This window comes from Pedobacter petrophilus, assembly GCF_009674725.1.
Classification (GTDB): Bacteria; Bacteroidota; Bacteroidia; order Sphingobacteriales; family Sphingobacteriaceae; genus Pedobacter; species Pedobacter petrophilus.
In genome coordinates this window covers 1-24,854 of the sequence record NZ_WKKH01000031.1, presented here as the reverse complement: position 1 = coordinate 24,854, position 24,854 = coordinate 1, and the positions used below count along the sequence as shown (strand labels likewise).

At 40.3% G+C, this 24,854-nt stretch carries 13 protein-coding genes; 7 read left to right on the top strand and 6 right to left on the bottom strand.

Going from position 1 to position 24,854, the window contains the following annotated elements:
• Nucleotides 1-61: 61 nt before the first annotated feature.
• From GJU39_RS16990 to GJU39_RS23430, 6 genes are all read right to left on the bottom strand, one after another.
• A complete protein-coding gene (locus GJU39_RS16990; RefSeq protein WP_154282198.1) occupies nt 62-2,029 on the bottom strand; it encodes a RagB/SusD family nutrient uptake outer membrane protein in 1,968 nt (655 codons plus the stop codon).
• A 69-nt stretch (nt 2,030-2,098) separates the two neighbouring features.
• Complete coding sequence (locus tag GJU39_RS16985) at nt 2,099-5,323, bottom strand: SusC/RagA family TonB-linked outer membrane protein (RefSeq protein ID WP_154282197.1); 3,225 nt, start codon at nt 5,321-5,323, stop codon at nt 2,099-2,101.
• A gap of 695 nt (nt 5,324-6,018) precedes the next feature.
• Complete coding sequence (locus GJU39_RS16980; RefSeq protein WP_154282196.1) at nt 6,019-7,518, bottom strand: acyl-CoA dehydrogenase family protein; 1,500 nt, start codon at nt 7,516-7,518, stop codon at nt 6,019-6,021.
• Between the two features lie 309 nt (nt 7,519-7,827).
• Nucleotides 7,828-8,649, bottom strand: coding sequence for an MOSC domain-containing protein (locus GJU39_RS16975; RefSeq protein WP_154282195.1), 822 nt, complete (start codon nt 8,647-8,649; stop codon nt 7,828-7,830).
• A 120-nt stretch (nt 8,650-8,769) separates the two neighbouring features.
• The gene (locus tag GJU39_RS16970) at nt 8,770-9,525 is read right to left on the bottom strand and encodes a class I SAM-dependent methyltransferase (RefSeq protein ID WP_154282194.1); all 756 of its coding nucleotides are present in this window, start codon (nt 9,523-9,525) and stop codon (nt 8,770-8,772) included.
• Nucleotides 9,526-9,859: 334 nt separating this feature from the next.
• On the bottom strand, nt 9,860-10,012 hold the full coding sequence (locus GJU39_RS23430) for a hypothetical protein (RefSeq protein ID WP_167515709.1): 153 nt from the start codon (nt 10,010-10,012) through the stop codon (nt 9,860-9,862).
• A gap of 288 nt (nt 10,013-10,300) precedes the next feature.
• Here GJU39_RS23430 and GJU39_RS16965 point away from each other — a divergent pair, with 288 nt between their 5' ends.
• From GJU39_RS16965 to GJU39_RS16940, 7 genes are all read left to right on the top strand, one after another.
• Nucleotides 10,301-14,416 (top strand): hybrid sensor histidine kinase/response regulator transcription factor, encoded by a 4,116-nt coding sequence (locus GJU39_RS16965; RefSeq protein ID WP_154282193.1) that lies wholly within the window; start codon nt 10,301-10,303, stop codon nt 14,414-14,416.
• A gap of 373 nt (nt 14,417-14,789) precedes the next feature.
• The gene (locus GJU39_RS23630) at nt 14,790-15,803 is read left to right on the top strand and encodes a TonB-dependent receptor plug domain-containing protein (protein ID WP_209437668.1); all 1,014 of its coding nucleotides are present in this window, start codon (nt 14,790-14,792) and stop codon (nt 15,801-15,803) included.
• Entirely contained in the window at nt 15,770-17,989 is a 2,220-nt protein-coding gene (locus GJU39_RS16960; RefSeq protein WP_342448221.1) for a SusC/RagA family TonB-linked outer membrane protein, read from the top strand. Before GJU39_RS23630 ends, GJU39_RS16960 begins: the two co-directional genes overlap by 34 nt.
• A 4-nt stretch (nt 17,990-17,993) precedes the next feature.
• Complete coding sequence (locus tag GJU39_RS16955; protein ID WP_154282192.1) at nt 17,994-19,685, top strand: RagB/SusD family nutrient uptake outer membrane protein; 1,692 nt, start codon at nt 17,994-17,996, stop codon at nt 19,683-19,685.
• Between the two features lie 159 nt (nt 19,686-19,844).
• Complete coding sequence (locus GJU39_RS16950; protein WP_154282191.1) at nt 19,845-21,374, top strand: glycoside hydrolase family 30 protein; 1,530 nt, start codon at nt 19,845-19,847, stop codon at nt 21,372-21,374.
• A 36-nt stretch (nt 21,375-21,410) separates the two neighbouring features.
• Nucleotides 21,411-23,255: a glycoside hydrolase family 35 protein gene (locus tag GJU39_RS16945; RefSeq protein ID WP_154282190.1), complete on the top strand. Its 1,845-nt coding sequence runs from the start codon at nt 21,411-21,413 to the stop codon at nt 23,253-23,255.
• Between the two features lie 39 nt (nt 23,256-23,294).
• A complete protein-coding gene (locus GJU39_RS16940) occupies nt 23,295-24,308 on the top strand; it encodes a cellulase family glycosylhydrolase (protein ID WP_154282189.1) in 1,014 nt (337 codons plus the stop codon).
• The last annotated feature ends 546 nt before the right edge of the window (nt 24,309-24,854 follow it).

Sequence of the window (24,854 nt, the reverse complement as noted above, 5' to 3'; positions counted from 1 at the left end):
TTAAAACAAAAAGCGCAACTGGCTTTCGACCAATTGCGCTTTGAAAAAATTACCTTTGAGTTTACCAGTTTGGATTCTGCATGGCCTGTTTTTGTGCAGGAGATAAAGCAGCGCCATTTATTTTAATTACATCAAGAAAAGATTGAGGTAATGGTCTCAAATAATGTTTGTTTTCCTGAGGTTTAGCCTCGCCGTTAAAAGCTGCTGTTCTTGCAATTAATGTCTTAGTACGGGCAAGATCTTCCCACCTCATTAACTCGCCCATTAACTCTCTTGAGCGCTCATTTAAGATGAAAGCATTGAATTTATCAGCTTGAGATACCGCACCGATTTTATCATAGAAATCTTTATTTGAATTAAAGATATCAGCTTCGCTGTTCAAGTGCATTGGCGTTAGCGTACTCGTAGTAGTAACTGGTAAATTATTCGATTCGAAATAAGTATTTCTATCTGAATAGGAAACATTAGGATTAGTCACCGCAGGATTGGTTTTATAAGATATTCCACCATCAACGTAAGAAGAACGATCCTCCCCGTCTTTATAAGCAGCACGATCGCGAACTTTGTTTAGATAGGCAATTGCCTGACCATATAAACCTTGTCTTCCGGCAGCTTCGGCAGCAATCAAATAAGTTTCGCCTAATCTTGCCAAGATCCCATCACGTTGACCAAATTGTGAAGCCACTAAGTTTCTGGAACCATCTATAAATTTTGATAAAGCCACATATTGACTCACACCATAATTTCCATGAGCGTTTAAATAGCTTTGCGGCTGTCCGGCAAAATACCTTACAAACATACTTGGCGCTCTTAAGCCAATGTTGGTACCCGTGTATCTGTTGTCGCCAGCGTCATTAACAATGTATAGGATTGATTCCTGGCCAACAGTAAATTTATTTTGGTTTACCTGAGCTGGCGTAGGCGCATTAGCAGCAGTCCATTTAGGCAGGTTGTTTGCATTATTTGCAATATAACGCGTTTTAAAACTTTTCCAGAATCTCGAATCGTTTACACGGTCATAAACATCAATTGCATAATCTGTAGTTTTCAATCTCTGGAATTCACGTCCACCAGCAATATCACGCACCATACCGGGAAGTGTTTGATATATGGAAGGATAATATAAATGTACTTGGTTTGCGTAACGGCCCTGTGTTGCGGTGTTGTTAGAAAACTGTGCCGATAAGATTACCTCCCTGTTGTTTTCGTTTGGTCCGTCTACCGTAGTAAAATTCCAAAGATCACTGTAGTTAGCAGCTAAAGTGTGCGCTCCGCTATTAATCACCAGGTCAGCATATTTCACTGCATTTTGAAGATCTGCAGTTTTGGTGTCACTATTCCAGTCATTATAAAGTTCGCTTGCACGAAATAAATACGCTTTAGCTAAGAAGTGAGCGGCTGCCCATTTGGTAATTCTACCGGGTTGACTTGGGGTAGTGGGTAACAGATCATAAGCTTGTGTAAAATCTTTAATTACCTGATCATATACTTCTTTTGCTGAATTTCTGGTAAATTCTTCTTTAATTACTTCTAAAGATTCTAGTTGTAACGGAACTCCACCATATTGTTTCACTAACTTAAAGTAATCGAAGGCACGCATAAAATAACCTTCGCCTAAGCGGGCATTTTTATCGGCTCCTTCATAATAGATGGGTACATTTTTGATTAGAATGTTTGCTGAATTAATGTTGGTATACATGTTATCGAAAACGGCTCTAACATCAGCATTAAATGAGTTTAAGGTTCCGTCGTAAGAGTTCCACATTTGCTCAGTCCGATCACCGCCTACCGTAAATTCATCAACACCGTAATTGGTGCTGGTATAAGCCCAGGTATAATTAAAGTGAAATTTTAGACTTTGATACATCCCCACCGCCAGGTCGTTGAGGCCAAGCGTGGTGGTAAAATCGGACGTATTACGGGCGTTGATCACTTCTTCATCGAGGAAGCTTTTCTTACAGGAAGTAGGTAGAACCATTAAGCCGCCTAGTAAAGCTACGCCTGATATTAAATTTATAATTTTTTTCATCTCAATATTATTTGAACTGCCTGAAGTATTTAAAATTGAATGATAATTACTTCACGATCAGCGTGAATGTTAAAAGCTTGCGTTAATTCCAAATACAACACCTCTGTTAAAAGTAGAACCGCCTAAATCCGGATCGATCCATTTAATATTTGAATAGATTAAACCTGGATTAATGGCTTGTGCGTAAACCCTTAATCTGGATAGTGTTAATTTTTTAGCCATGTTTTCTGCAAAATTGTAGCCCAGAGAAATGTTTCTGATTTTGATAAAAGATCCGTCCTGGTAGTTCATCGAACTTTTATATTGATCGCCTGCAGCACTTGCATAATTTGGCGCGGGATAATTGTTGGTCGGATTTGTAGGGGTCCAGTAATCCAACACCCGTTGGGCAAAACGACCTTGCAATGCTTCTGCACCGGTTTCGATCAGGAAGTTATATCTTGCTACGATGAAGATGGATAAGTCGAAATTTTTGTAGCCAAAAGTGTTGGTTAATCCACCAGTCCAGCTTGGATTGTAATGACCAATTACCTGACGGTCGTTATTGGCATCAATTCTGTAATCGCCGTTTAAATCTCTAACTTTAATATCTCCGGGATTGAAGTTTACACCATTGGTTTTAAATTTTGCAATCTCAGCTAAATCTTCAGGCGTGTTCTGCCAGATGCCATCTTTTACAAAGTCATAAGCAACGCCATTTCTTTGTCCAATAAAGAAACGATTTGTAACCATATCACCACCGTTAAGTTTAACAATTTCATCTTTACTGGTGGAGAAATTCAAGGTAGATTCCCAGGTGAAATCTTTTGTTTTAACGTTAACGGTACTCAAAGTCAGGTCTAGTCCTTTATTTTTTGTTTCGCCTATGTTATCATACGATGTTGGGTAGCCATTGATAATATTGATGTCCTTAAGCAAAATTAAATCTGTAGTGTTAGATTTATAGAGATCTAAGGAACCGCTGATTCTTCCGGCCAATAAACTAAAATCAATACCTAAGTTATATTGTAAGGTTTTCTCCCAGCTTAACAATTTGTTTGGGAACGAAATTGGATTTGCCAAAGACGCATCAGAGGCGACATAGCCCACTTGTGCAGCGCTGCCAAAGGTATAAGTAAGTGGCTGTAGAAGCCCTAATGTACTGCCAATATCTACAGATGAATTTCCTGTACTACCAACGCCTAACCTCGCTTTAAGTGAATTTACCCACTTGATGTCTTTCATGAAGTCTTCCTGGTCTATTCGCCACGCGAAAGCAGCAGATGGAAAAAAATCCCACTTATTACCAGCAGCTAATTGTGAGGCACCATCCCAACGGCCGGAAGCAGTTAGCAAATACTTGTTATTAAAGCTATAATTTATTCTCGCCATATAAGAATTTAGTGTAGATTCTCTCAGGTTTGTGTCAAAGGCATCTAGTGCAGTAATATTTGCGCCTCCTAATCCGTACCACAATGGTGCAGCCAGGTTAATTCTGCTTCCCCTCATCGATGATGATTCATTTCTGAAAGAGGAGGAACTTTGTAATAAGGTTACCCCAAAATTATGTTTGCCGAGTGTTTTATCGTAGTATAATAAATGGTCAAGGGTATAAGCAAACCTATTGCTTTGATCCAGTTGTGCAAAGTTGTTGTTTGATCCTGGGATCCCGGCATCACGGTTTACCGAACGCGCATCCTGATACCTTCCATTGTAGAAATTAGAAAAATCGGGACCGAAGTTTATGCGGTATTTTAATCCTTTAAGCAGGTTCACTTCGGCAAAGGCAGAACCTAAAGTTCTCAGTGTTTTACGTAAGTTAATATTATAATCTGCTTCAAGTACTGGATTTTGAATGTTGATATCGCCACCCGGCAAATTAATTCGATTACCGTTTGCATCAAATGGGATAGCCAAAGGAAGCATTCCGCGAGCAGCTGTGTAAATGTCGCCAGCACCAGAAGCACTTGCTGCCTGAAAGCCATAATTTTGTAAACCATAGGTCGCCGTTAAATTAAGCCCCATTTTAAACCATTTTACCGGATTAAGTTCAACGCTTAGTTTTCCACTGTATCTTTCAAAATCCTGACCCAATTGCGTGCCTTTTTGATTTAGATAACCAAATGAGCCGTAAGCTTTAATTTTATCAGTACCGCCACTTACGCTTAAAACATGATCTTGCGTAATGCCTGTTCTGGTTACTAAATCGCCCCAGTCAGTTGTAGGTACCAAACTGCCATCAAATACGCCATTCGACCATCCCTGATCCAGATTTGCAAGCATATTTGGATCTTGTTTGAAAATCTCTCTATCTGCAGCTTGCGTGGCAATAATGGGATATGGATATATCGGCACAACGTTTGTTTTATTAATGGTATTTAAATATGCCGTACGTCGATAAGCATCACGGCGAAACTCAATGTATTGACCAGAATTCATCATTTCATTCCTGTCTTCTAACGTTTCAATGGTAGCCGTTCCAACATAGTCCATGGTTAATCTTCCTGTTTTACCTTTTTTGGTCGTAATTAAAACCACACCATTTGCGCCACGTGAACCGTAAATAGCAGTAGCTGATGCATCTTTTAAGATATCGATGTTCTCAATGTCATTTGGGTTAATGGCATCGATCCCGCCCGCCTGTAATGGAATCCCATCCACTACATATAAGGGAGAATTACTTGCACCTAAAGAGCGTACACCACGAATTAAGATACTTCCTATTTGTCCCGGGCGCTCGTTTGAGGTAACATCCACACCGGCCGCCTTACCTTGAATGGCTTGCAACGCATTGGTAACTGGTCTAGATCTGATTTCCGCTGCACCCACACTTACTACTGATCCTGTTAAATCGCTCTTTTTTACGGTATTGTACCCGACCACTACCACTTCTTCCAGGTCGTTAATGGCGCTTTTAATCTGGATGGTGATACTTGCACGTCCGTTCACAGCAACCTCCTGTGTGGTATAACCCACATAAGAAACCACCAAAACCGGATTAGCTGTTCCTGTAGGAATGGTAATCGAAAATGCGCCATTGGCATCTGTTGTGGTAACTATAGTTGTGTTTTTTACTTTAACAATTACACCTACCAGTGTTTCGCCTTTATCATCGGTGATTTTCCCTTTTACAGTTTCGTCAAAATTATTTGTTCTTTTTTCGATGAAGGGATGTTCGTTTTTAAAGGTGAAGGCTGCGCTAACAGACGTGCTCGCCATCATCAACGAAAGGGCAGAGATTCCCATAATCAGGAATTTTTTACCGCCAGATGCATTTCGTAGATGAAGTGATTTAGAATGTAAATTAAAATACATAGTTTTTAATTATTGATTAGAAATATTTAGTTAGTAAAATCAGAGTCTTTGCACACGGCAAAATTCTAATATTGAAAAGATCAGTTGTTTTAAGCCAGTCTGGAAATTCAGACCTGATCAAGTCGATTTCATTGCTTGTATCTGGTAGACATTTTTATATTTGGTTTATAGACAAATTGCTGCTCAAGGAGACCTCTTTTTTAATTGTAAGTTATTTGTGATAAAAGGTGTCTGGCCCTGATTTGCGAAGTCTGGAAAATTTGGTTTGGTTATTTGATTGTTTTAAGGCTTGATAGCGCATCTTTAGCTATACTTATTCCGTAATAACTGAGCTTAAATGACCGATATTTGTGTTTTTTAGCTTGATGAATATATTTGGTTAATTGCAATCACGAGATTAAAACATTTATTTTGTTATCCCATCCTGATCTATCCTGCATTGGGCGCATTATGTCAATAATTCTTAATCTTATTGGATCAGGAGGTATTAATATTATGGGTTGAAATCTGAATTCGCAAAACTCATCAGGTCTGATTTTGACATAGTGAAGCTAATACGATCGGCTGAGAAAGGACTCGATCGGCCGGATATAAAATACCCCAACATCGGGCGACCTGTCGATTACGAAGTTTTCATTCTATAATCAGGTATCCGGATGATGGGGTGTTCAAAAATCTAATTAAGTTAATCTGTTTTATGCGAAATCAAGCCATAAACTATCCACGTGATAGTCAGTTACTTCAATAACCGAGTTATTAAACCGGAGGGAAGTAATTAAGCTGGCAACTTCTTGTTGTAACATGGTGATGCAATTTTCTACCAGTTCTTTTCTAAAGCCTTTTTCACCAAGTTCAATTACGTAACCTACGCAGATAATTCTGGCTACGATTCTTCCAAGATCAACCAGCTTTCTTTGCGCCAATTGTTCGTCTGGATTAAAGGAAAGGCCATCTCTGAAGTGATCACTAGCTTTCGCCGTGAGCGGAAAATCTTTCAGATATTGGTAGAGTTGCGGCTGCTTTTGCTTTTTCATGGCTTTGATAATCATCTCGCCAATTTGTGCGTAAAGCATTTCGTTTGAGCCTTCAAAGATCTGAAAAGGACGGCTATCCATAATTCCCCTCCCGCCGATATGGCTGGTGCGGTAGCCTTTTGCACCTGAAAGTTGAACCAATAATTGTGCTGCTTCCTGCATTAAGTCGGTCACCACGGTTTTCATTGTGTTGGCCTCCAGACCTTCAGTTGCAAGATTATTTTCTATCCCACTAATGGAAGAGCTTTTCGCACACATGGCCGAACAAATGGTATAGGCTGCCTGTAATCTCGAAATCTGGAACTTAACATTATCCATCCCAAGCAAATTGCCAACCCCTACTTTTCTATTGTGGCACTGGCTGTAAGCTTCATCCAGCATACGCTTGATAAAACCCATTCCCATACCTGGAAATTGCATCCTGCTTCTGTGAAGGATATCCAGCATCATTTTAATTCCGGTAGTTTCCGGCTGAAGTTTCTGGTTTTTCGGAACCGTTAAATCCAGCTGATTAAGGCCATAAGGGATCAGGTATAATCCGGCATTATCATAATACTCTTCCACGGTGATCTTTTGATCTGCTTTCGTATCATCACAAACAAAAAAATCGATATCTCTTGATAACGAACCATCATTACCTTCGTTTCTTGTCGCAACAATCCAGTAATTGGCCATTCCGGTAAGGCCCTGCCAATGTTTAGTTCCTTTAATTTTGTAGCCGCTTTCTGTAGCCACATTGGTGGTTCGCATGTTAAGTGCATCGCTGCCAAAATTAGGTTCGGTAATCATTAGCCCGCCCATATTTTGTTCTTGTAAGAACCGATCAAAAATTCCCTGTTTAATTTCCTCATTACCGTATTTGGCTACAGGTTCTAAAAACAGTGCGATGTTAATGCCGAAAGTTAAGGAAAGTGATAATGATTCGTACGAAGCGGCCGAAAGAATGCCGAGACACTCTTTAACCTTACATCCTCTGCCGCCAAAAGCCGAAGGAACTGCTACTGATAATGGAACATGATCCATAATCTCTTTAAGCAATTCTGGTGGAAGTCCTCTCTGCAGGCTTAACTGATCGATATCATGTTTTTCCTGAAAGAGGTGTTTAAGATTTTGTTCAAAGTTTTTTAAAAATTTAGGAAACTCCTGGTTAAAGTTATTCATTATTTATGCTTCGTTAAGCTCATTTATATATGTGGTTCAAGGTTTTTTAACCTCTTTTATCAAATTAATTTGGGCGTTGTTGTGATTGCCCGCATCCTTCCAACAAATTTCAAAGCCTTAAACAGCGAGGCCGTTAATTGGTTTTAGTTTTATTGCTTATCGCGAATCCAATAAAGATCGCATTTAAGCCCATAAAACAGTTATTTAATTCAGCACTTCTGGTACTATTCAATATCCCGGATACAAACCAAAATTGCTAATAATTATTTAGAATGATTATAAATAATTATCAACATTAAAGTGTCTTATTTAACCTATTGACTTCCAGTCTTGTATATTCATTTCATCGCCGACTTTAATTAGTCCTGCTCCCACATGAAGGAGATTTTGGCCAAACATGATTTTTTTATTTTGCGTCCGGTAAGTGGCTAAGGTTCTTAATGGCTCCAAACCTTTTATCCCGGTTTCCTGATCAATAGTAATTAAAACACATCTGGCACAAGGCTTTACTGCGGAGAATAACACATTTCCCAGTCGAAAGTTTTTAAAGCGGTCTTCAACATGTGCTTCTCCACCCGAAAATACAAAGTTTGGCCTGAAACGGTTCATCTGTACCGGTTCATCTAGTTTTTCATTTAATCCATCAAGTGATGACTGACCAATAATGAGACAAGGATAACCATCTGAAAAACTTTTGATTTCGCCATTCGCGGCATACCTCGGATCGACGTAAATCTTTTCTTCGTCAGACATCCGAACCAGTTTCACATCGAACTGAAGATAATCTGAAAACCAGTGGCTCACCGTTTTGCTTACCTCTGACCCTACAGATGTATCATCCCAAACGGTTACTTCTATACTTTCTCCGGTATTTTCGGCGAGCTTGAAAGAAATTTTTAATTCTTCGTCTTCCTTGTGGCCAACTGATAAGTGATCCTCCTCAATACGAACCTGGAGCAAAGAGAGTTGGTGGTGCTTTCGTTGTGTAATAAATGTTCCTTCCTGATCAACCAACATCCATCGCCTGTCGTATTGCAGGCCTTTTTCTTCCAGCATGGCTTCTTCTAATCTAATGCCGCCAAGCGATTTAATCGGGTAAATATAAATATCGGTCAGGTGAAACGCATTCATCCGATAAATATACTAAAATTGGAATGCAACAAATAACGGGTTAATTTAAGATGATGTTTTAAAGCCTAAAAAAACTCAAACCCTGTCATTATTTAGGGGTCTGAATTGATTCCTGTTTCTTTAGGTAAATGAAGAGAAATATAACTTTGCATCATATTCGAGTTTAACGAAACCGTTTTGCTGATGCTCATCAAAAATCTGATCAATTTCTGCGACCAGGTTTTCATAACCAGGTTCACCTTGAATGGGAGAGTAGCTCGATGACCTGAAATATCCTAAAAGTTCATCTTTATTTAACAAGCGACTGTGGTAAATCTCCTGCCGCACAATTTTTGCTGGCCCCAGGAAGTTTTCTATACGAATGGTTTCCAACTTTTCAACGTATGGTTTTCTGTCGGTATACTGGTCTTTTAATGCCTGGTAAGCTTTTAAAAACTGACTTTTTTGCTGCAAAATGTTCCAAATCAAAAGCACATGCCCCCCAGGTTTTAAGATTCGCTTAAACTCTGTTTTGGTCTGCACTAAATCGAACCAGTGAAAAGACTGCGCCACCGTAATCAAATCGACACTATTTTCTGTTAAACTGGTTTGCTCGGCCGTTCCGCTTACATGATCAAGCTTTGGATATTGTTTTAAACGAATTTCTGCCTGATTTCTCATTTGCTCGTTTGGTTCAACTGCCGAAACCTGATAATCGCTTTTCAACAACAACTCTGTAAAAATCCCTGTTCCGGAACCGATATCTGCAATGAGTTGGTCCCTTTTTAAGCCAATGTTCTGCTCCAGGTAGGTAATGATCGATTCTGGATAGCGTGGTCTGTATTTTTGATAGTCTTCCGAATGGTTCGAAAATCTCGATAGGGGACTTCTGTTCATGTAATTCAATTTTTAATGCACTGGGTAGGAGCAGTCTATTGATTATCGATGCTGTTCTAGTTCAGAAGATAAGAACCGGAATATAATTGGTCACCGAAAACTATGCAAATAAACGGATAATATTAAATTCAAACCTAATTTAAGCAGGTCAGGCTATGGTCATTTAACCGCTGAGTTAACCATGCAAATTCTTTTCAGGGTTTTAAATATCCTTTGAGGTAAATTTAGTTAAAAGCCTGTATATTGTCTCGTTCCGGCTTTATAATACCATTCTGCCAGCGTTTTCTGATACCGGCAATCCTACTTTCCTGTTTAATTTTCATATCAATCAACTTCATTTCCCGGCTAAACGTTTTGTCCCTTTGCGTAATTTGTCACCACTGCCAAAAGCAACATCAAGCACAACCAGCGTTTTAAAATCTTTTTCATTATGTTTTCCACAGTTATTTTTATCCTTACACTCACCCGATGGCTCTTTTTTCCACACTCGGAGGGAAGCCATTAAGCTGTAGCCAGATCTCGTACCAAAGTGGTACTGATCTAAAATAACCCGACCGTAACCTGGAAAGCGCTAAATAAAAAGGTTTGATGAGGTTTAAATGAAATTAGAATAAGTGAAAATTGGTAAGAATACCGCTGGTAGAGACGCGTTGGAATGAAATAGAATTCGCGGTTTTGTAAAAGAGTGTAACCAGATTAATACATATTAAGCTATATTCGTTAATTATTTAAATGCGCTCCCAGCATTTTAATTTTGAAGTCTAAGCATATAAGAATGAAATTTATAAGAACAGCTGCTTTGAGCTGCTTTCTTCTTTTCACCATCACAATTTCTGTAGCCCAGAAAATTAACCTTCCTTTTACGCATGGGCAGTATAAGAGCGAAATCAAGACCTACTCTACAAATGATGGTTTACCCTCTAAAAATACTACTGCCACACTTAAAGATAGAAGGGGTTTTATTTGGGTGGGTACAGAGAATGGCCTGTGCCGTTTTGATGGATATACCTTTAAGGTTTTCTCGAATAAGGCTGGCGACAGTTCATCAATCTCCAACAATTTTGTTAATGCAATTGTAGAAGATCGCAACGGGAAAATCTGGGTGGCTACTATGGATGGATTGAATTTATTGGATCCGCTTTCCGAAACCTTCACCAGGTTTGTACACCGAGATAACAGTTCACGCTCATTAAGCAATAATAAAGTCTGGTCATTGCTGTGTGACAGAACCGGCGCTATTTGGATAGGAACTGATGATGGTTTCAATCAATATGTATCGGCAGGCAAAAATTTCATCGTTTACAAACCCAACGCTATAAATAAAAATAGCATGGTTGGTAAATCTGTTAACTCGATTATAGAAGATGCCAAAGGTGATTTATGGTTAGGGAACTGGAGCGCCGGACTAAACCGTTTTGACAAAAAGAAGCGGACTTTTGCTAATTATGCACAGTATCAAAAGCCGGGAGCGAAAAATCCCAACGATGTTTGGGCGCTGGCTTATGCCGCAGATGGCAATATTTGGGTTGGCACTTATTGGGATGGGCTTTTTAGTTTTAACCCTAAAACGCTAAAATTTTCGAAAGTTGCTATTCCAGATCGTGAAAACTACTCTGTTTTCAGCATTATGCCTGCTGGTAAAGATGTTATATTAGTTGGCGGGAATAATGGTTTTTACTGGCACAATACCCGCTCCGGAAGCTGGAATAAGATTAACGACATTCCTAATTTTTCTTACGGCGATAGTTATAAGGATAAAGATGGAATGATCTGGATTAATGGACGAAACGGCCTGCGGAAGATCGATCATCAGCAATATAAATTCAATATTAATTTGCTGCCACTGGGCAACCGTGAGGTTAAAAGCATTGTCATCCGTGATTCCGTTATCTGGCTGGGGACGAATAACGGGCTTTTCTCTATTAATGAGCGTTCAGGGAAGACGGTATCATTCGCAAAAAACAGCAGCATAAACAGCCTGACCAGCAATGAAATCCTGAAGCTTTATTTTGATCGTCAGGGACTGTTGTGGATCCTTACTGAAAATGGTTTCGACAGTTATGATCCAAAAAATAACCGTTTCACCCATCATTTTCACCATTCCGCTATTGGTAATTTATTTAACGAAGATGTTTTTAGAGATATTTTAGAAATTGACCACGGTATTTATATCCTGGCTACTGATGCCGGGATCAAGATTTACAATAGTAAGAAAAACCAATTCGAGCACTTTTATAATCAGCCTAAAAATCCCTTATCCATTAATAATAACCATACTTATGCACTTTCAAAAGCGCCGGATGGAAAGATTTGGATTGGTACCTACGGTGGTGGTATTAATGTTTTTGATAGAAAAACCGGGCATTTTCGGGCACTGGAAACCGTTAATGGTGGAAATAAAGGTTTGAGCAGCAATATTATTAAAGCAATTTATACCGATTCGAGAAAAAATATCTGGGTGTGTACCCCAGATGGCCTCAATAAATTTCTGCCCAATGGCAATGGTCCGCAGGTTTATTCTAAAACAAATGGTTTTGCCAGCAACGTATTTAATGATATTGCAGAAGATGCAGATGGCAAGATCTGGCTCGCTACTGAAAGTGGAATTTCCAGCCTTGATCCAGCCAGTAAAAAGGTAAGGAATTTTGATGAGGCTGATGGCGTGCTTGCGAATTCCACTATCATCAATAATGGCAAATCAATTTTCGTTGCAGGCAATAAAGGCTACTTTTCTTTCAATCCCGATCAAATCCGGTTTAACCGGGTGCCGCCGCCGGTTTACCTTACCGATTTCCAGGTGTTCAACAAATCGGTTGTTCCGGGGCCAGGTGGTCCGTTAAAGGAAAACCTGAATGTGGCGAAAGAAATAACGCTCAATTACGATCAGAGCGTTTTCTCCATAGAATTTGTCGCCCTTAACTATGCCTATTCCTGGAAAAATGAATATGCTTACCGCCTGGTAGGCTTCGATAAAAAGTGGAATTATGTAGGCAATCAAAGAAAGGCAACTTATACCAACCTCAATCCCGGAACCTATCGTTTTCAGGTGAAGGCATCTAATAATGATGGCGTTTGGAATGATGAGGGCTATACTCTTGTCATTAAAATTAATCCGCCGTGGTACCTGAGCTGGTGGGCGTGTTTACTTTATGTTGCGGCAATTGGTGCGGGTGCTTACCTCTACATTTCCTACCGCAAAAAGCAGGATGAACTTAAATATGAGATTAAAGTAGCGCATATTGAAGGAGAAAAGGAAAAGGAATTAAATGAACGGAAGCTGTCTTTTTTTACGAATATTTCTCACGAATTCAGAACGCCGCTTACCTTAATTATTAACCCGGTGAAGGAGCTACTTTACCAGGATGATAAAAATCTGGATACCAGCAGTATGCATATTGTTTACAGAAATGCCAAACGATTATTGAGCCTGGTAGATCAGTTATTGCTTTTTAGAAAGGCAGATGCACAGGGCGATACCTTAAAAGCAGCTAACCTTAACCTCACCGCCTTAATGAAGGAGGTTTTTTTATGTTTTTCTCACCAGGCGCGCAGCAAAAGCATTCAATACGATTTAGTTTCCCCCTCAGAAAGAATTGATATTTTCGCCGACAGGGAAAAGCTGGAGATTGCAATATTCAACCTGTTATCCAATGCCTTTAAATTTACACCGGACGGTGGCCGAATTGTGGTAGAAATAAAGGAAACAGACACTCAAATCCACATTTCAATTACTGATACCGGCTGTGGTATTGCAGAAGATTCTACAGATAAGATTTTTAACCGGTTTTACCAGGAATCAGATGCCAGCCGTTCATTTGGAAATGGGTTTGGCATTGGATTGTTTTTGGTGAAGAATTTCATTGAAATGCATGGTGGTTCAATTTCCTGTCAGAATAACGAAGGAGCAGGAACATCTTTTAGCATCACCTTAAGAAAGGGAAATTCGCACATCAATCCTGCTTTCATCGTGCCCGATCGGCAGGAAAGTTCTTCTTTTCTTAAAGAGTTAAATCAGGATGATCTGATTACGGAACCCGTTAAGAAAAAGGAAATGATCTTGGGCGATATGCTGGCGCAAGAGAAAAAATCGATCCTGATTGTTGATGATAATGAAGAAATTGCCAATTACCTGGGAGAAGTTTTTAAAGAAAAATATCAGATTTACAAAGCCAGTGATGGCGAAAGTGGTCTCGCCATTATCCGGGAGTTTCTGCCAGACATTGTAATTAGCGATGTAATGATGCAGGGGATGGGTGGGATAGAACTTTGCAGCATTGTAAAGGATGATGAATCCATCTGCCATATTCCAATCGTATTGTTAACTGCCAGCACCTCTGCAGAAATTAAACTGAAAGGGGTAGAAAGTGGCGCAGATGATTACATTAGCAAACCGTTTGATAAGGAATTGCTTGTTGCCAGGATCGCCGGCATATTAAAAAGTAAAAATAGTCTGCAGAAATATTTCTACAGCGAGATTACGCTGAACCCCACCAGTTCAAAAATTTCTGCGGAGTATAAAGATTTTCTGAAAAATTGCATCAGGATTGTGGAACGCAATATCGAAGATCCAAATTTCAATATCAAAATGCTGGCAGAAGAAATTGGAATGTCCAGGGCCAATCTTTTTAATAAAATAAAGTCCATTTCAGGTCATTCATCCAATAGCTTTATCCGGTTTATTCGGCTAAGAAAAGCTGCCGAAATTTTTATCAGCAGCGATAAAACCATTCAGGAAACCATGTACATGGTAGGGATGAGCGATATCAAATATTTTCGGGAACAGTTTAAAAAAGTATTCGACATGAATCCATCAGCGTATATTAAAAAATACCGGAAAAACTTTTCGAATACCCGCTCCATCGATCCTGAATTGAAAAAGACAAAACTGTAATACCCCTTATTGGCCGGTTGATATAAGCGCCGCTTTCTCGTCTTATTTTCGACTACAGAAAACAATTCTTAACCAAATTGAAGGCTTCATTTCAAAACCGTAAGCTGAAATTTTTCTGCCTATTGAGGTTATATAAAATATGACCCGATCAATAGTGTAAAAAACCATTTTTATTTAAAAAGGACTAAACGGGGGATATTTCTAGTGTTTTACCCCGCTAATATTAGCTGTTTACCCCCTTTAATTTAGTTGGATTTGGTAGAATTTAGCAGTGTTTTCAAATGAACTTTTGGTAATGCCTCAGCAGCACAATGAAGCATCCGAAAGAGATCGAAAGAAAATGCTAATTATTAAGTAACCAAATTAAACCAACATGAGAAAAGTTTTACAGCGCCAAGCTGTTCTGTTTTGTCGCAGTGCGAAACGAACGCTGTTCATTGTATCCCTCAGCAGTGTTTCTTTGTTATCTGCCCAGGTGGCGATGGCATCCGCACATTTAAGCGCTACAAATCCTTTACAAGCTAAAGATGAAATTACCGTAAGCGGAACCGTTTACGATGAAAACGGTGGAATTCTTCCAGGCGTAAGTGTGGCCGTAAAAGGAACAACGGTAGCCACCCAAACCAATAGTGAGGGTAAATACACCATTAAAGTGCCTAACGAAAGTGCGGTTCTGGTTTTTTCATATATCGGATATGCCCGTACAGAAGTGGCAACCCGCGGTAAAGCTACTGTTAACACACAGCTTGCGCCTGATTCTAAATCTTTAAATGAGTTAGTGGTAGTGGGTTACGGTACACAGAAAAAAGCCACATTAGCAGGTTCAGTTGCTGTGGTAAAAGGGAGCGACCTGGTTAAAAGTCCGCAGCCAAATCTTTCTAACTCACTTGCGGGTAGAGTTGCCGGTGTAGTAATTAACAACAGGGGTGGAGAACCTGGCTTTGACGGGTCCAAAATCCTGATTCGTGGTTTAGGTACCACCACCAATACTGATGTTTTAGTTGTAGTAGATGGTATTCCTGGTCAGTTGGGAGGTTTAGAAAGGATCGATCCAAACGATGTGGAGAGCATTTCTGTGTTAAAAGATGCATCAGCAGCGGTTTATGGAAACCGGGCAGCGAATGGTGTAATTTTAATCACTACAAAGAAAGGTAAACTCGGTAAGCCAACCGTAAGTTACACCTTTAATCAAGGTTTTAGTCAGCCAACCCGCCTGCCAAAAATGGCCGATGCAGCCACATACGCCCAGTTAATGAATGAAATTAATTTCGATTCTAATCCTGCAGGCGGCCTTAACCAATCTTATACACCAGCACAAATCCAAAAATTTGGAGATGGCTCTGATCCGCTTTTATTCCCAATACCGATTGGATTGGACAAACGTTAAAAAGTGTTGCCCTTCAGAACCAGCATAGTTTATCGGTGAGCGGTGGTACAGAAGATGTGAAATATTTCGTGTCGTTAGGTAAAATTTATCAGGATGCGATTTACGAAAATGGCGCAGCGAGCTACAAACAATATAATTTCAGATCGAACATTGATGCCAACATTTCTAAAAGACTAAAAATTGGATTAGGTATCTCCGGAAGAGAAGAAGACCGCGTGTTCCCGATCTCAGGAGCAGGAGATATTTTCCGTTCCATTTACCGTGCAAAACCAATTGTAGGTGCCTTTTATCCGAACGGTTTGCCAACAACAGGTATCGAAAATAATAACCCTGCCGTTCAGGTAACTGATCTTGGAGGTACTGCAAAAAATCCTACCCAGGTTTTCAACGCTATTTTAAGAGGTAGCTACCAAATTCCAGGTGTAGACGGACTTTCTGTTGATGGTTTTTTCTCAGTAGACAAAACTTTTAATTTCGCAAAGAATTTCAACAAACCATATAATTTGTATTCTTACGATCAATCTTCCGGAGTTTACAATACAGTAATTGTGGGTGGCAGTAATGCAAAGGCAACTTTATACGAGTCTCAGGCAAACACCAGCCTCATCACCTCTAACGTAAGGTTAAATTACACTAAGAAATTCGGCAAGCATAGTATAGATGCCTTTGTTGCTTATGAGCAAAGCAGACAACGCTATGAGATTTTTGATGCGCAACGTTTAAACTATATTTCAACCACTTTACCTGAACTTTCACAAGGAGGAACGGCAGCTACAGATTTGAGAAATTCGGGAAGCAGTACAGATTATCCGCGCCAGAGTTACATTTCAAAAATTGCCTACAATTACGATGAACGTTATATTATAGAAGGCCAGATGCGGGCAGATGGATCATCGCTTTTCGCTGATGGCAATCGCTTCGGTTATTTCCCTTCCATTCTCGGTGCATGGAGAGTGAGCAAAGAAAAATGGTTCAGTGATCATGTTTCTTTTATCAATGATTTAAAAATCAGGGCATCCTATGGTTCACTTGGAAGTGATTTAATTGCACCTTACCAATATTTTGATAATTATACCCTGGTTGGAAACGGTTTTGTGGCCAGCGAGCCGGGAAGTGGAAAAACTGTAATTCAGCCAAACCTGAATCTGGTGAAACTGGCAAATCCAATCGTAGGTTGGGAACGCGCCAATAAACTAGACATCGGTATTAACGCTACCTTCTTAAAAAACTTCACTTTAGAAGCAATTTATTTCAATCAGAAACGTAGCGATATTCTATTAACCAGAAACGCTTCCATTCCGGCAACGTCTGGTATCGTAAACCCTTTTCCAGAGCCAAATAATCCCGCGATAGTTCCGTTAGTGCCATCAGAAAATATCGGTAAAATCAATAGTTCAGGTGTAGAGGCGAGTTTGGGCTATAACCACTCAGGAGAAAACTTCAATTGGGGGGTAACCGGAAACATGACTTATGCAAAAAGTGAAATCATTTTTATAGATGAAGCTGCCGGTACGCTGGATTATCAGCGCCAGACGGGCCAACCGATCGGAAGCTATTTGCTTTTCAATTCTTTAGGCATCTTCCGCAATGCAGATGAATTAAATGCTTATCCACATGTTACAGGCGCAAAAGTAGGCGACTTAAAATATGAAGATTTTAATGGAGACGGCGTGATTGATTTTAAAGATCAAACCAGAAGCAAATACGGAAACGTGCCCCAAATTACCTATGGTGTAAACTTGAATGCCTCTTACAAAAACTTCGATGTGTCTGTGCTTTTTGCAGGGCAGTCGCGCGTAAGCCAATATGTTTTGCCAGAATCTGGTAGTGTGGGTAATTTCTACAGCAGCTGGGCAGATAACAGATTTTCGCCTACCAATAATGCAGGTACTTTTCCAAGGGTAACAGAACGCGCCTCTAATGCCATTAGTGGCGGTGCTTTCCGCAATAACTTTTGGTTAAATAATGCCTCATTTTTCAGGATGAAAAACGTAGAGTTGGGTTACAATTTCAATACCAACCTGCTTTCTAAAATCAAAATCTCTGGTTTAAGATTGTACGCAAGTGCTTTCAACTTATTCACCATTTCGAAAGTAAAAGATTACGATCCTGAAGGAAGCAGCGAAAGCGGCCAGTTTTATCCACAACAAAGAATCATCAACATAGGCGCAAACGTTAAATTTTAACATCATGAAAGTATATAAACCACTATACATTACCCTTGGTGCGGCGCTTCTATTCGCATCATGTAAAAAAGATTTTTTAGAAATTACTCCCACTTCAGTAATCAGTACGGCATCAGTAGAAAACGATTCGACCATTTTTGAAGCTTTTGTGCTTAACCGTTACGTAAGCCCGAGGTTGCAGGATAAAGAAGGCGAGGGCTCTAACCCTGGCTTTGGCCGCGGATTCGAATACAGCATGTCCAGTTCTTACACAGACGAATCAATCTATACCAACGATGATGGAAGCTGGGCAATGCAACGCGGACAGGTTTCGCCAGATAATCTGGGCAGCACAGCCTCTTTCTGGTCGAGAAGTTACCGCGGGATCCGCGAATGTAATTACGCATTGGATGTGCTCTCTAAAATTAATATGAGTGCCGGACATAAACGGTTAATTGAAGGCGAACTGAAATTTATCAGGGCCTTCCGTTATCAGGATGTGATCCGTAACTATGGTCGCGCGGTGTTAATGAGCGATAAAGTGACTCAGTTAAACGATAACCTGCAAGATGATGCACTTTTTAAAAGGGCAACACTTAAAGAAAGTATGGATTATGTACTGGCACAACTTGATGCAGCTGCGGCACTTTTACCTGTCAATAATAGCAGTTCATGGTTATTGGGAAGAGCAACTAAAGGCGCTGCCCTGGCATTAAAATCAAGATTGGCGCTTTATGCAGCAAGTCCGCTTTACAACGCCGGAACCTGGGCAGATGCAGCGACAGCAGCTCAGGCGGTAATCAGTTTAAATAAATATGGCATCTATACTGGTGGCTACAACAATATGTTCCTGGTGAATGAAACCAATGAAGTAATTTTTGAAAGATTATTCACGACCAACGCCAGGCACGTATGCCTTGAAATTGCCAATGGACCTAATGGTTATAACGCCTGGGGAGGAAACACCCCTTTGCAGAATCTGGTTGATGATTATCAAACCGCTGGCGGGAAAGCAATCACAGAAACGGGTTCGGGTTATGATCCGGCTAAGCCATATGAAAACAGAGATCCAAGATTTGGTTACACGGTAATTTATGATGGTGCGAGTTACCGCGGAAGAAACTTAGAAGCATTTGTTCCGGGTGGAAAAGATAGTAAGGATGGTAACTCCAACTGGAACACAACCAAAACCGGTTATTATCTGAAAAAATTCATGAATGATGCATTTCCAATTGATAACCCATGGGATGTTGCTGGTTTACAACCCTGGATTTATATGCGTTATGCAGAAGTATTATTAAACTTTGCAGAAGCATCAAACGAAGCTTACGGACCAGATGCCGTTCCGGCTGGAGCATCAATGAGTGCCAGACAAGCTGTTAATATGGTAAGAGCAAGACCAGATGTGAATATGCCGCCTCTTGCCAATGGCTTAAGCCAATCGCAGATGAGAGATGCCGTTCGTTACGAACGCAGGGTTGAACTGGCTTTTGAAGAGCATCGTTATTATGATGTCCGCCGTTGGCAGATTGCACCACAGGTAGAAAGTAGACCTGCTTCGGGTATTATCGTAACAAAATCAGGAAGCACTTTAACCTACGCAACGAAAGTAGCGCTTGATGGTAAAGCCTTTCAGAATAAACAATATTGGCTGCCAATTCCAAGAGCAGAAATTCTATCTTCGGCTGGTAAGCTGGAACAAAATCCTGGTTACTAATTTTACGCGGGGCATATTGCCCCGCTTTTTTAACCTATTGTAAAACCAAAGCTTTAAAGCCTTCGCACCAATGCGTTCCAAAATCCTCAGCGGCGGGTTTTTTAACTGGCAGATGGTATTTTAGATACAGGCTTCTTGCTTATTTTGACTTATCAAAAAATGAATCGCTTTTCACAACGAACATCATTTACATTCCTTTTCTTTGTACTGCTGGGGATTGTTGCTCCGGAAATATCAAAAGCACAAAACCAGCGACACATCACTGCTGAGGTAGATTTCAGAAAATCTGCCCAAACCATAGAAGGCTTTGGCGCTTCTGATGCCTGGACTTGCCAGTTTGCAGGTTTATGGCCGGATGTAGAAAAAAACAAAATGGCCGACCTGCTTTTTAGTACGAAAACTAATGACGCTGGGAACCCGCTGGGAATCGGCCTTAATTTCTGGCGTTTTGCCATCGGCGGAGGAAGTGCAGAACAGGGAAAAGCCAGCGGAATCCGCGATGAATGGAGAAGACAACAATCTTTTCTTAATTTAAGTAAAACCTATAATGAAGAGGCCATGCCCGGGCAGGTATGGTTTATGAATGCCGCCAAAACCAGGGGGGTAAAGCATTTTCTTGGTTTTGTAAACAGTCCGCATGTAAATTTCACCCTGAACAATAAAGCGTTTTCCGGCGATGGAAAAACCAACCTGGATTTCAGCAAGGCGGATGATTTTGCACTGGATCTGGTGAATACCATTAAAATTCTTAAAAAGAAAACGGGAGTGGAGCTGGAATACCTCAGTCCGGTGAATGAACCGCAATGGAAATGGAATGAAGGAAACCAGGAAGGCTGCCCTTATACCAATCAGGAACTGGCAGTTTTAATAAAAAAGCTCAGTGCCACATTAAACAAAACCCAGCTGAAAACGAAAATTCAGATCGCAGAAGCAGGCCAGTTAAATTACCTCACCAATCATCCTGATACCGCTAAAAGCAGGCAGGTCGAATATTTTTTCAGCCCGGCTTCGCGAGGCTATCTCGGGGATTTAAAAAACGTAGACCGGAGCATCTCTGGCCATAGTTATTTTACCACGAGCCCGGAGCAAAAATCCATCGAAATAAGAAAGGCCGTAAAAGAAGAAGTTGCCAAATATGATCGGTTAAGATTCTGGATGTCTGAATACTGTGTGCTTGGCGATAGTTTATTAAAAGGAGAAGGCCGGGATCTGGGAATGACTACCGCATTATTTATTGCGAAACTTATCCATCACGATTTAACCTATGCCAATGCCAGTTCATGGCAATGGTGGCTGGCCATTTCAACCGGCGATTATAAAGACGGGCTGGTCTACATGGATAAAAGCAAAACCGGTGGAAAAGTTTATGATAGCAAAACGCTTTGGGCTTTTGGAAATTACAGCCGCTTCATCCCGCAAGGAAGTGTAAGGATTGAGATGAAACTTTCGGATGAAAAAGACTTTTATGTTTCAGCTTATCTTAAAGATCATAAATTAATAACGGTAGCCGTAAACAATAGTGATGACACAATCGACCTTGATTTGGCTGGAATAGATCAAAAACAAAAGAACGTGACCATTTACACTACTGCAGCCGGTAAAAATTTAGAGCGGTCCGTTACTGTGGCCGGAGCATTTAAGCTCCCTGCAAAATCCGTTACGACCATCATTGCCAATAAAGAAAAATAGGAGTTTGCCTAAAGGTGAACCCAAAAATCAAATACCATGAAAAAACAAAAGATACTTATTTTAAATATACTGCTGCTGGCTGTAACGCTTTTTGGTTGCAGAAAAGCAAGCAACGAACATTCCTTTACCTTAGGAGATAGCACCTTCATGCTGGATAATAAACCGTACCAGATCATTTCAGGAGAAATTCACTATCCAAGAGTGCCAAGAGAGGCGTGGCGAGCACGAATGAAAATGGCTAAAGCGATGGGGCTCAATACCATCGGAACTTATGTTTTCTGGAATCTGCACGAACCAGAAAAAGGCAAGTTCGATTTTACCGGCAACAACGATATTGCCGAGTTTGTAAAAATTGCAAAGGAAGAAGGCTTATGGGTAATCCTCAGACCAAGCCCTTATGTATGTGCCGAATGGGAATTTGGAGGCTATCCTTACTGGTTACAAAATGAAAAAGGCCTGGAAGTGAGAAGTCGCGAAAAACAATACCTGGCAGAATACAAAAAATACATCAACGAGATTGGTAAACAACTGGCACCGCTGCAAATTAACCACGGTGGAAATATCATCATGGTTCAGGTAGAAAACGAATATGGTTCTTATGGAGCAGATAAAGTTTATTTGGAAATGAACCGTAAAATGTTCGTTGATGCTGGCTTTGACGGTTTATTATACACTTGCGATCCTGAAAAAGATATAGTAAAAGGACATTTAAAAGGATTGATGCCGGCCATTAACGGGCAGGATAATCCAATAAAAGTAAAACAAGCTGTTCGGAGTCTGAATGAAGGAAAAGGTCCGTTTTTTATCGCAGAATGGTATCCGGCATGGTTCGATTGGTGGGGTACACCACACCATAAAGTTCCGGCAGTGCAATATACCGGGAAGTTAGATACGGTACTTTCAAGCGGAATTTCGATTAACATGTATATGTTCCATGGCGGAAGTACCCGCGGATTTATGAATGGTGCCAACTTCAGAGATACCATTCCATTCGAGCCGCAAATTAGCAGTTATGATTATGATGCCCCACTCGATGAAGCCGGAAATGCCACCGATAAATTTATGAAATTCAGGGAAGTGATAGCGAAACATTTGCCTAAAGGCCAGAAATTACCAGAAGTGCCGCAGGCAAAATCATCAATAGCGCTGGAGCAGATTAAATTTACCAAAGAGATCGGAATTTTTGATCAGCTTGGACAGGGCAAGGTGAGTGAGCAGCCATTAACTTTCGAAGATTTGAATCAGGCGTATGGTTACATGTTGTATAAAACGCAGATTAAAGGCGGTAAAAAGGCAGATTTAAAAATCGACGGCCTTCGCGATTATGGTATTATCTATATTGATGGAAAAAGAAAAGGAACCTTAGACAGAAGATTAGGCCAGGAAAGTTTGGTGCTTGATTTATCTGCCGGAACACATACGCTTGAAATTTTTGTAGAAAATATGGGGCGGATTAACTTCGGGCCTAACCTGCTGAAAAATAAAAAAGGAATTGTTGGTCAGGTGTCTTTTGGTGGCACGCCGCTAAAATCATGGACCATGTATTCTTTACCCTTCGATAAAGTTGAAGCAGCAAAAATTACTGCTGTGAAAGCAAAAAGAGATTCCCCTGTGCTCAAACTGGGCACTTTCAATGTAACTACGCCAGCTGATACTTACCTGGATTTACGCAAATGGGGCAAGGGTGTAATTTGGGTAAACGGACATAATCTGGGTAAATATTGGAGTATTGGACCACAACAAACCATTTATTTGCCGGCAGAATGGCTTAAAAAAGGTGCGAATGAAATTATTGTATTGGAACTGAATAAGCCAGACGTTAATGTGCTGACCAGTTTGAACAAACCCATTTTGGATGAGGTAACAGAAGTGAAAAAATAACCTAAGCAATGCAATTGAAAACAAGGTAAAAATAACATCATGGGCATCAGAAATTATGTATGGATTACAGGCTTAATCCTCGCTTTATCGGGCTGTACTAAAGAGGCGCCCGAAGTTTCCCAATCGGTTTCCACAGAGCAGGCTGTACATCCGCTAATTGCTGGTATTAACTGGGCTGATGCCCGTGATAATTTTGTAGATGGCTGGGTAATTCCATCTGGTCTGGATGCTGGTGATGATTACGCAAGTGTCGCCACAAAATCAAATGCCCTTTATAACGGCGTAATTTCAAATTTGCCCGGCGTTAATGCGATCAGGTTACCCATCAATCCGCCATCGGTAACAGAAAGATGGCGGACGGCTTATCAGGCAACCATAGATCAGGCGCTCAATAAAAAGCTAAAAGTAGTTTTATCGTGCTGGGAAAGTTCGGCCACTAAAGATGGGAAGATCGATAATTTAGATGCTTTCTGGCAAATGTGGACAATCGTAATTAATAAATACGGTCAGCAGAGCGATGTGTATATCGAAGTGATTAATGAGCCTTATGGTTACTCACTCACCCAGTTAAGCACAATTTATGAACAATTCTTAGCCCGGTTTCCTAATTTGCCAAGAAACAGAATCCTGTTATCAGGTACAGGTTATTCTGAAGATGTAAATGGGGTAGGTGCAGATGTGCGATTTAAAGACTGTTTGCTGGCTTTACACAATTACGCATTTTGGAATACCAGAACGCAAAGCGAGTGGGAAGCAAACTGGCAGACAAGGTATGGCGCTTATGCCGCAAGAACAATTGTAACAGAATTTGGTGCAGGTATGACGACCGGAAAAAATTATACCGGAGCAGGAGGTAATGATAATGAGGTGGCCTACATGGTAGGCTCCACGAATGTATTCAGGAACACTAATTTATCAAGTGTTTATTGGCCCGGCATCAGAGATGGCGATAGCTATAGTTTATTAAATAAAAGCGGAACAGGGACTGGCATTACCTTTTCAGTTACTAATCCATCAGGTGTTGCCCGGGTACGTTTTGGTTGGGGTTATTAAGGCTCTTGGTCTATTATAATTAGCAATGTCTCCCGGGTTTAGGTCTTTACAGCCCAGGTTTCCCCCTCAATGGAGAAGCCTTATCCTCGTTCCATTTTCCTGAACCTGATTCAATATCTATATGATAACTTTTTAAGTCTTAGCATCTCGCCAGGACTTTTCTATTCATTTTCAATAGTCTTGAAAGTTAACGGTGGGGAAAAAATCTACAATTTGTACAAAAAGTCTACAATCTTTAATTGTTTCACGACTGTATTTAAAATGTGACGAAAAATAATATCTAAAAAAATACATTTTTCTGCTGGATAAAAACCGCGTTTCCAGTATCAAATGAATGTTTTTTGAAAAAAAATAAATTTATTAATGGTTAGTTATGAAGGAGATACATAATATTTGGCTTAATATTTGGTCTAAAATTAATGTGGCGGACGCTACAAGAACCTATTATTTAACCTTTAAATTTAGAAACTATGGCTTTCAAAGCTAGATTGAATTTTTCGGGCAAGGAGTACGATGTACTTCATTGCGCCTATGCGTTAAACCGCG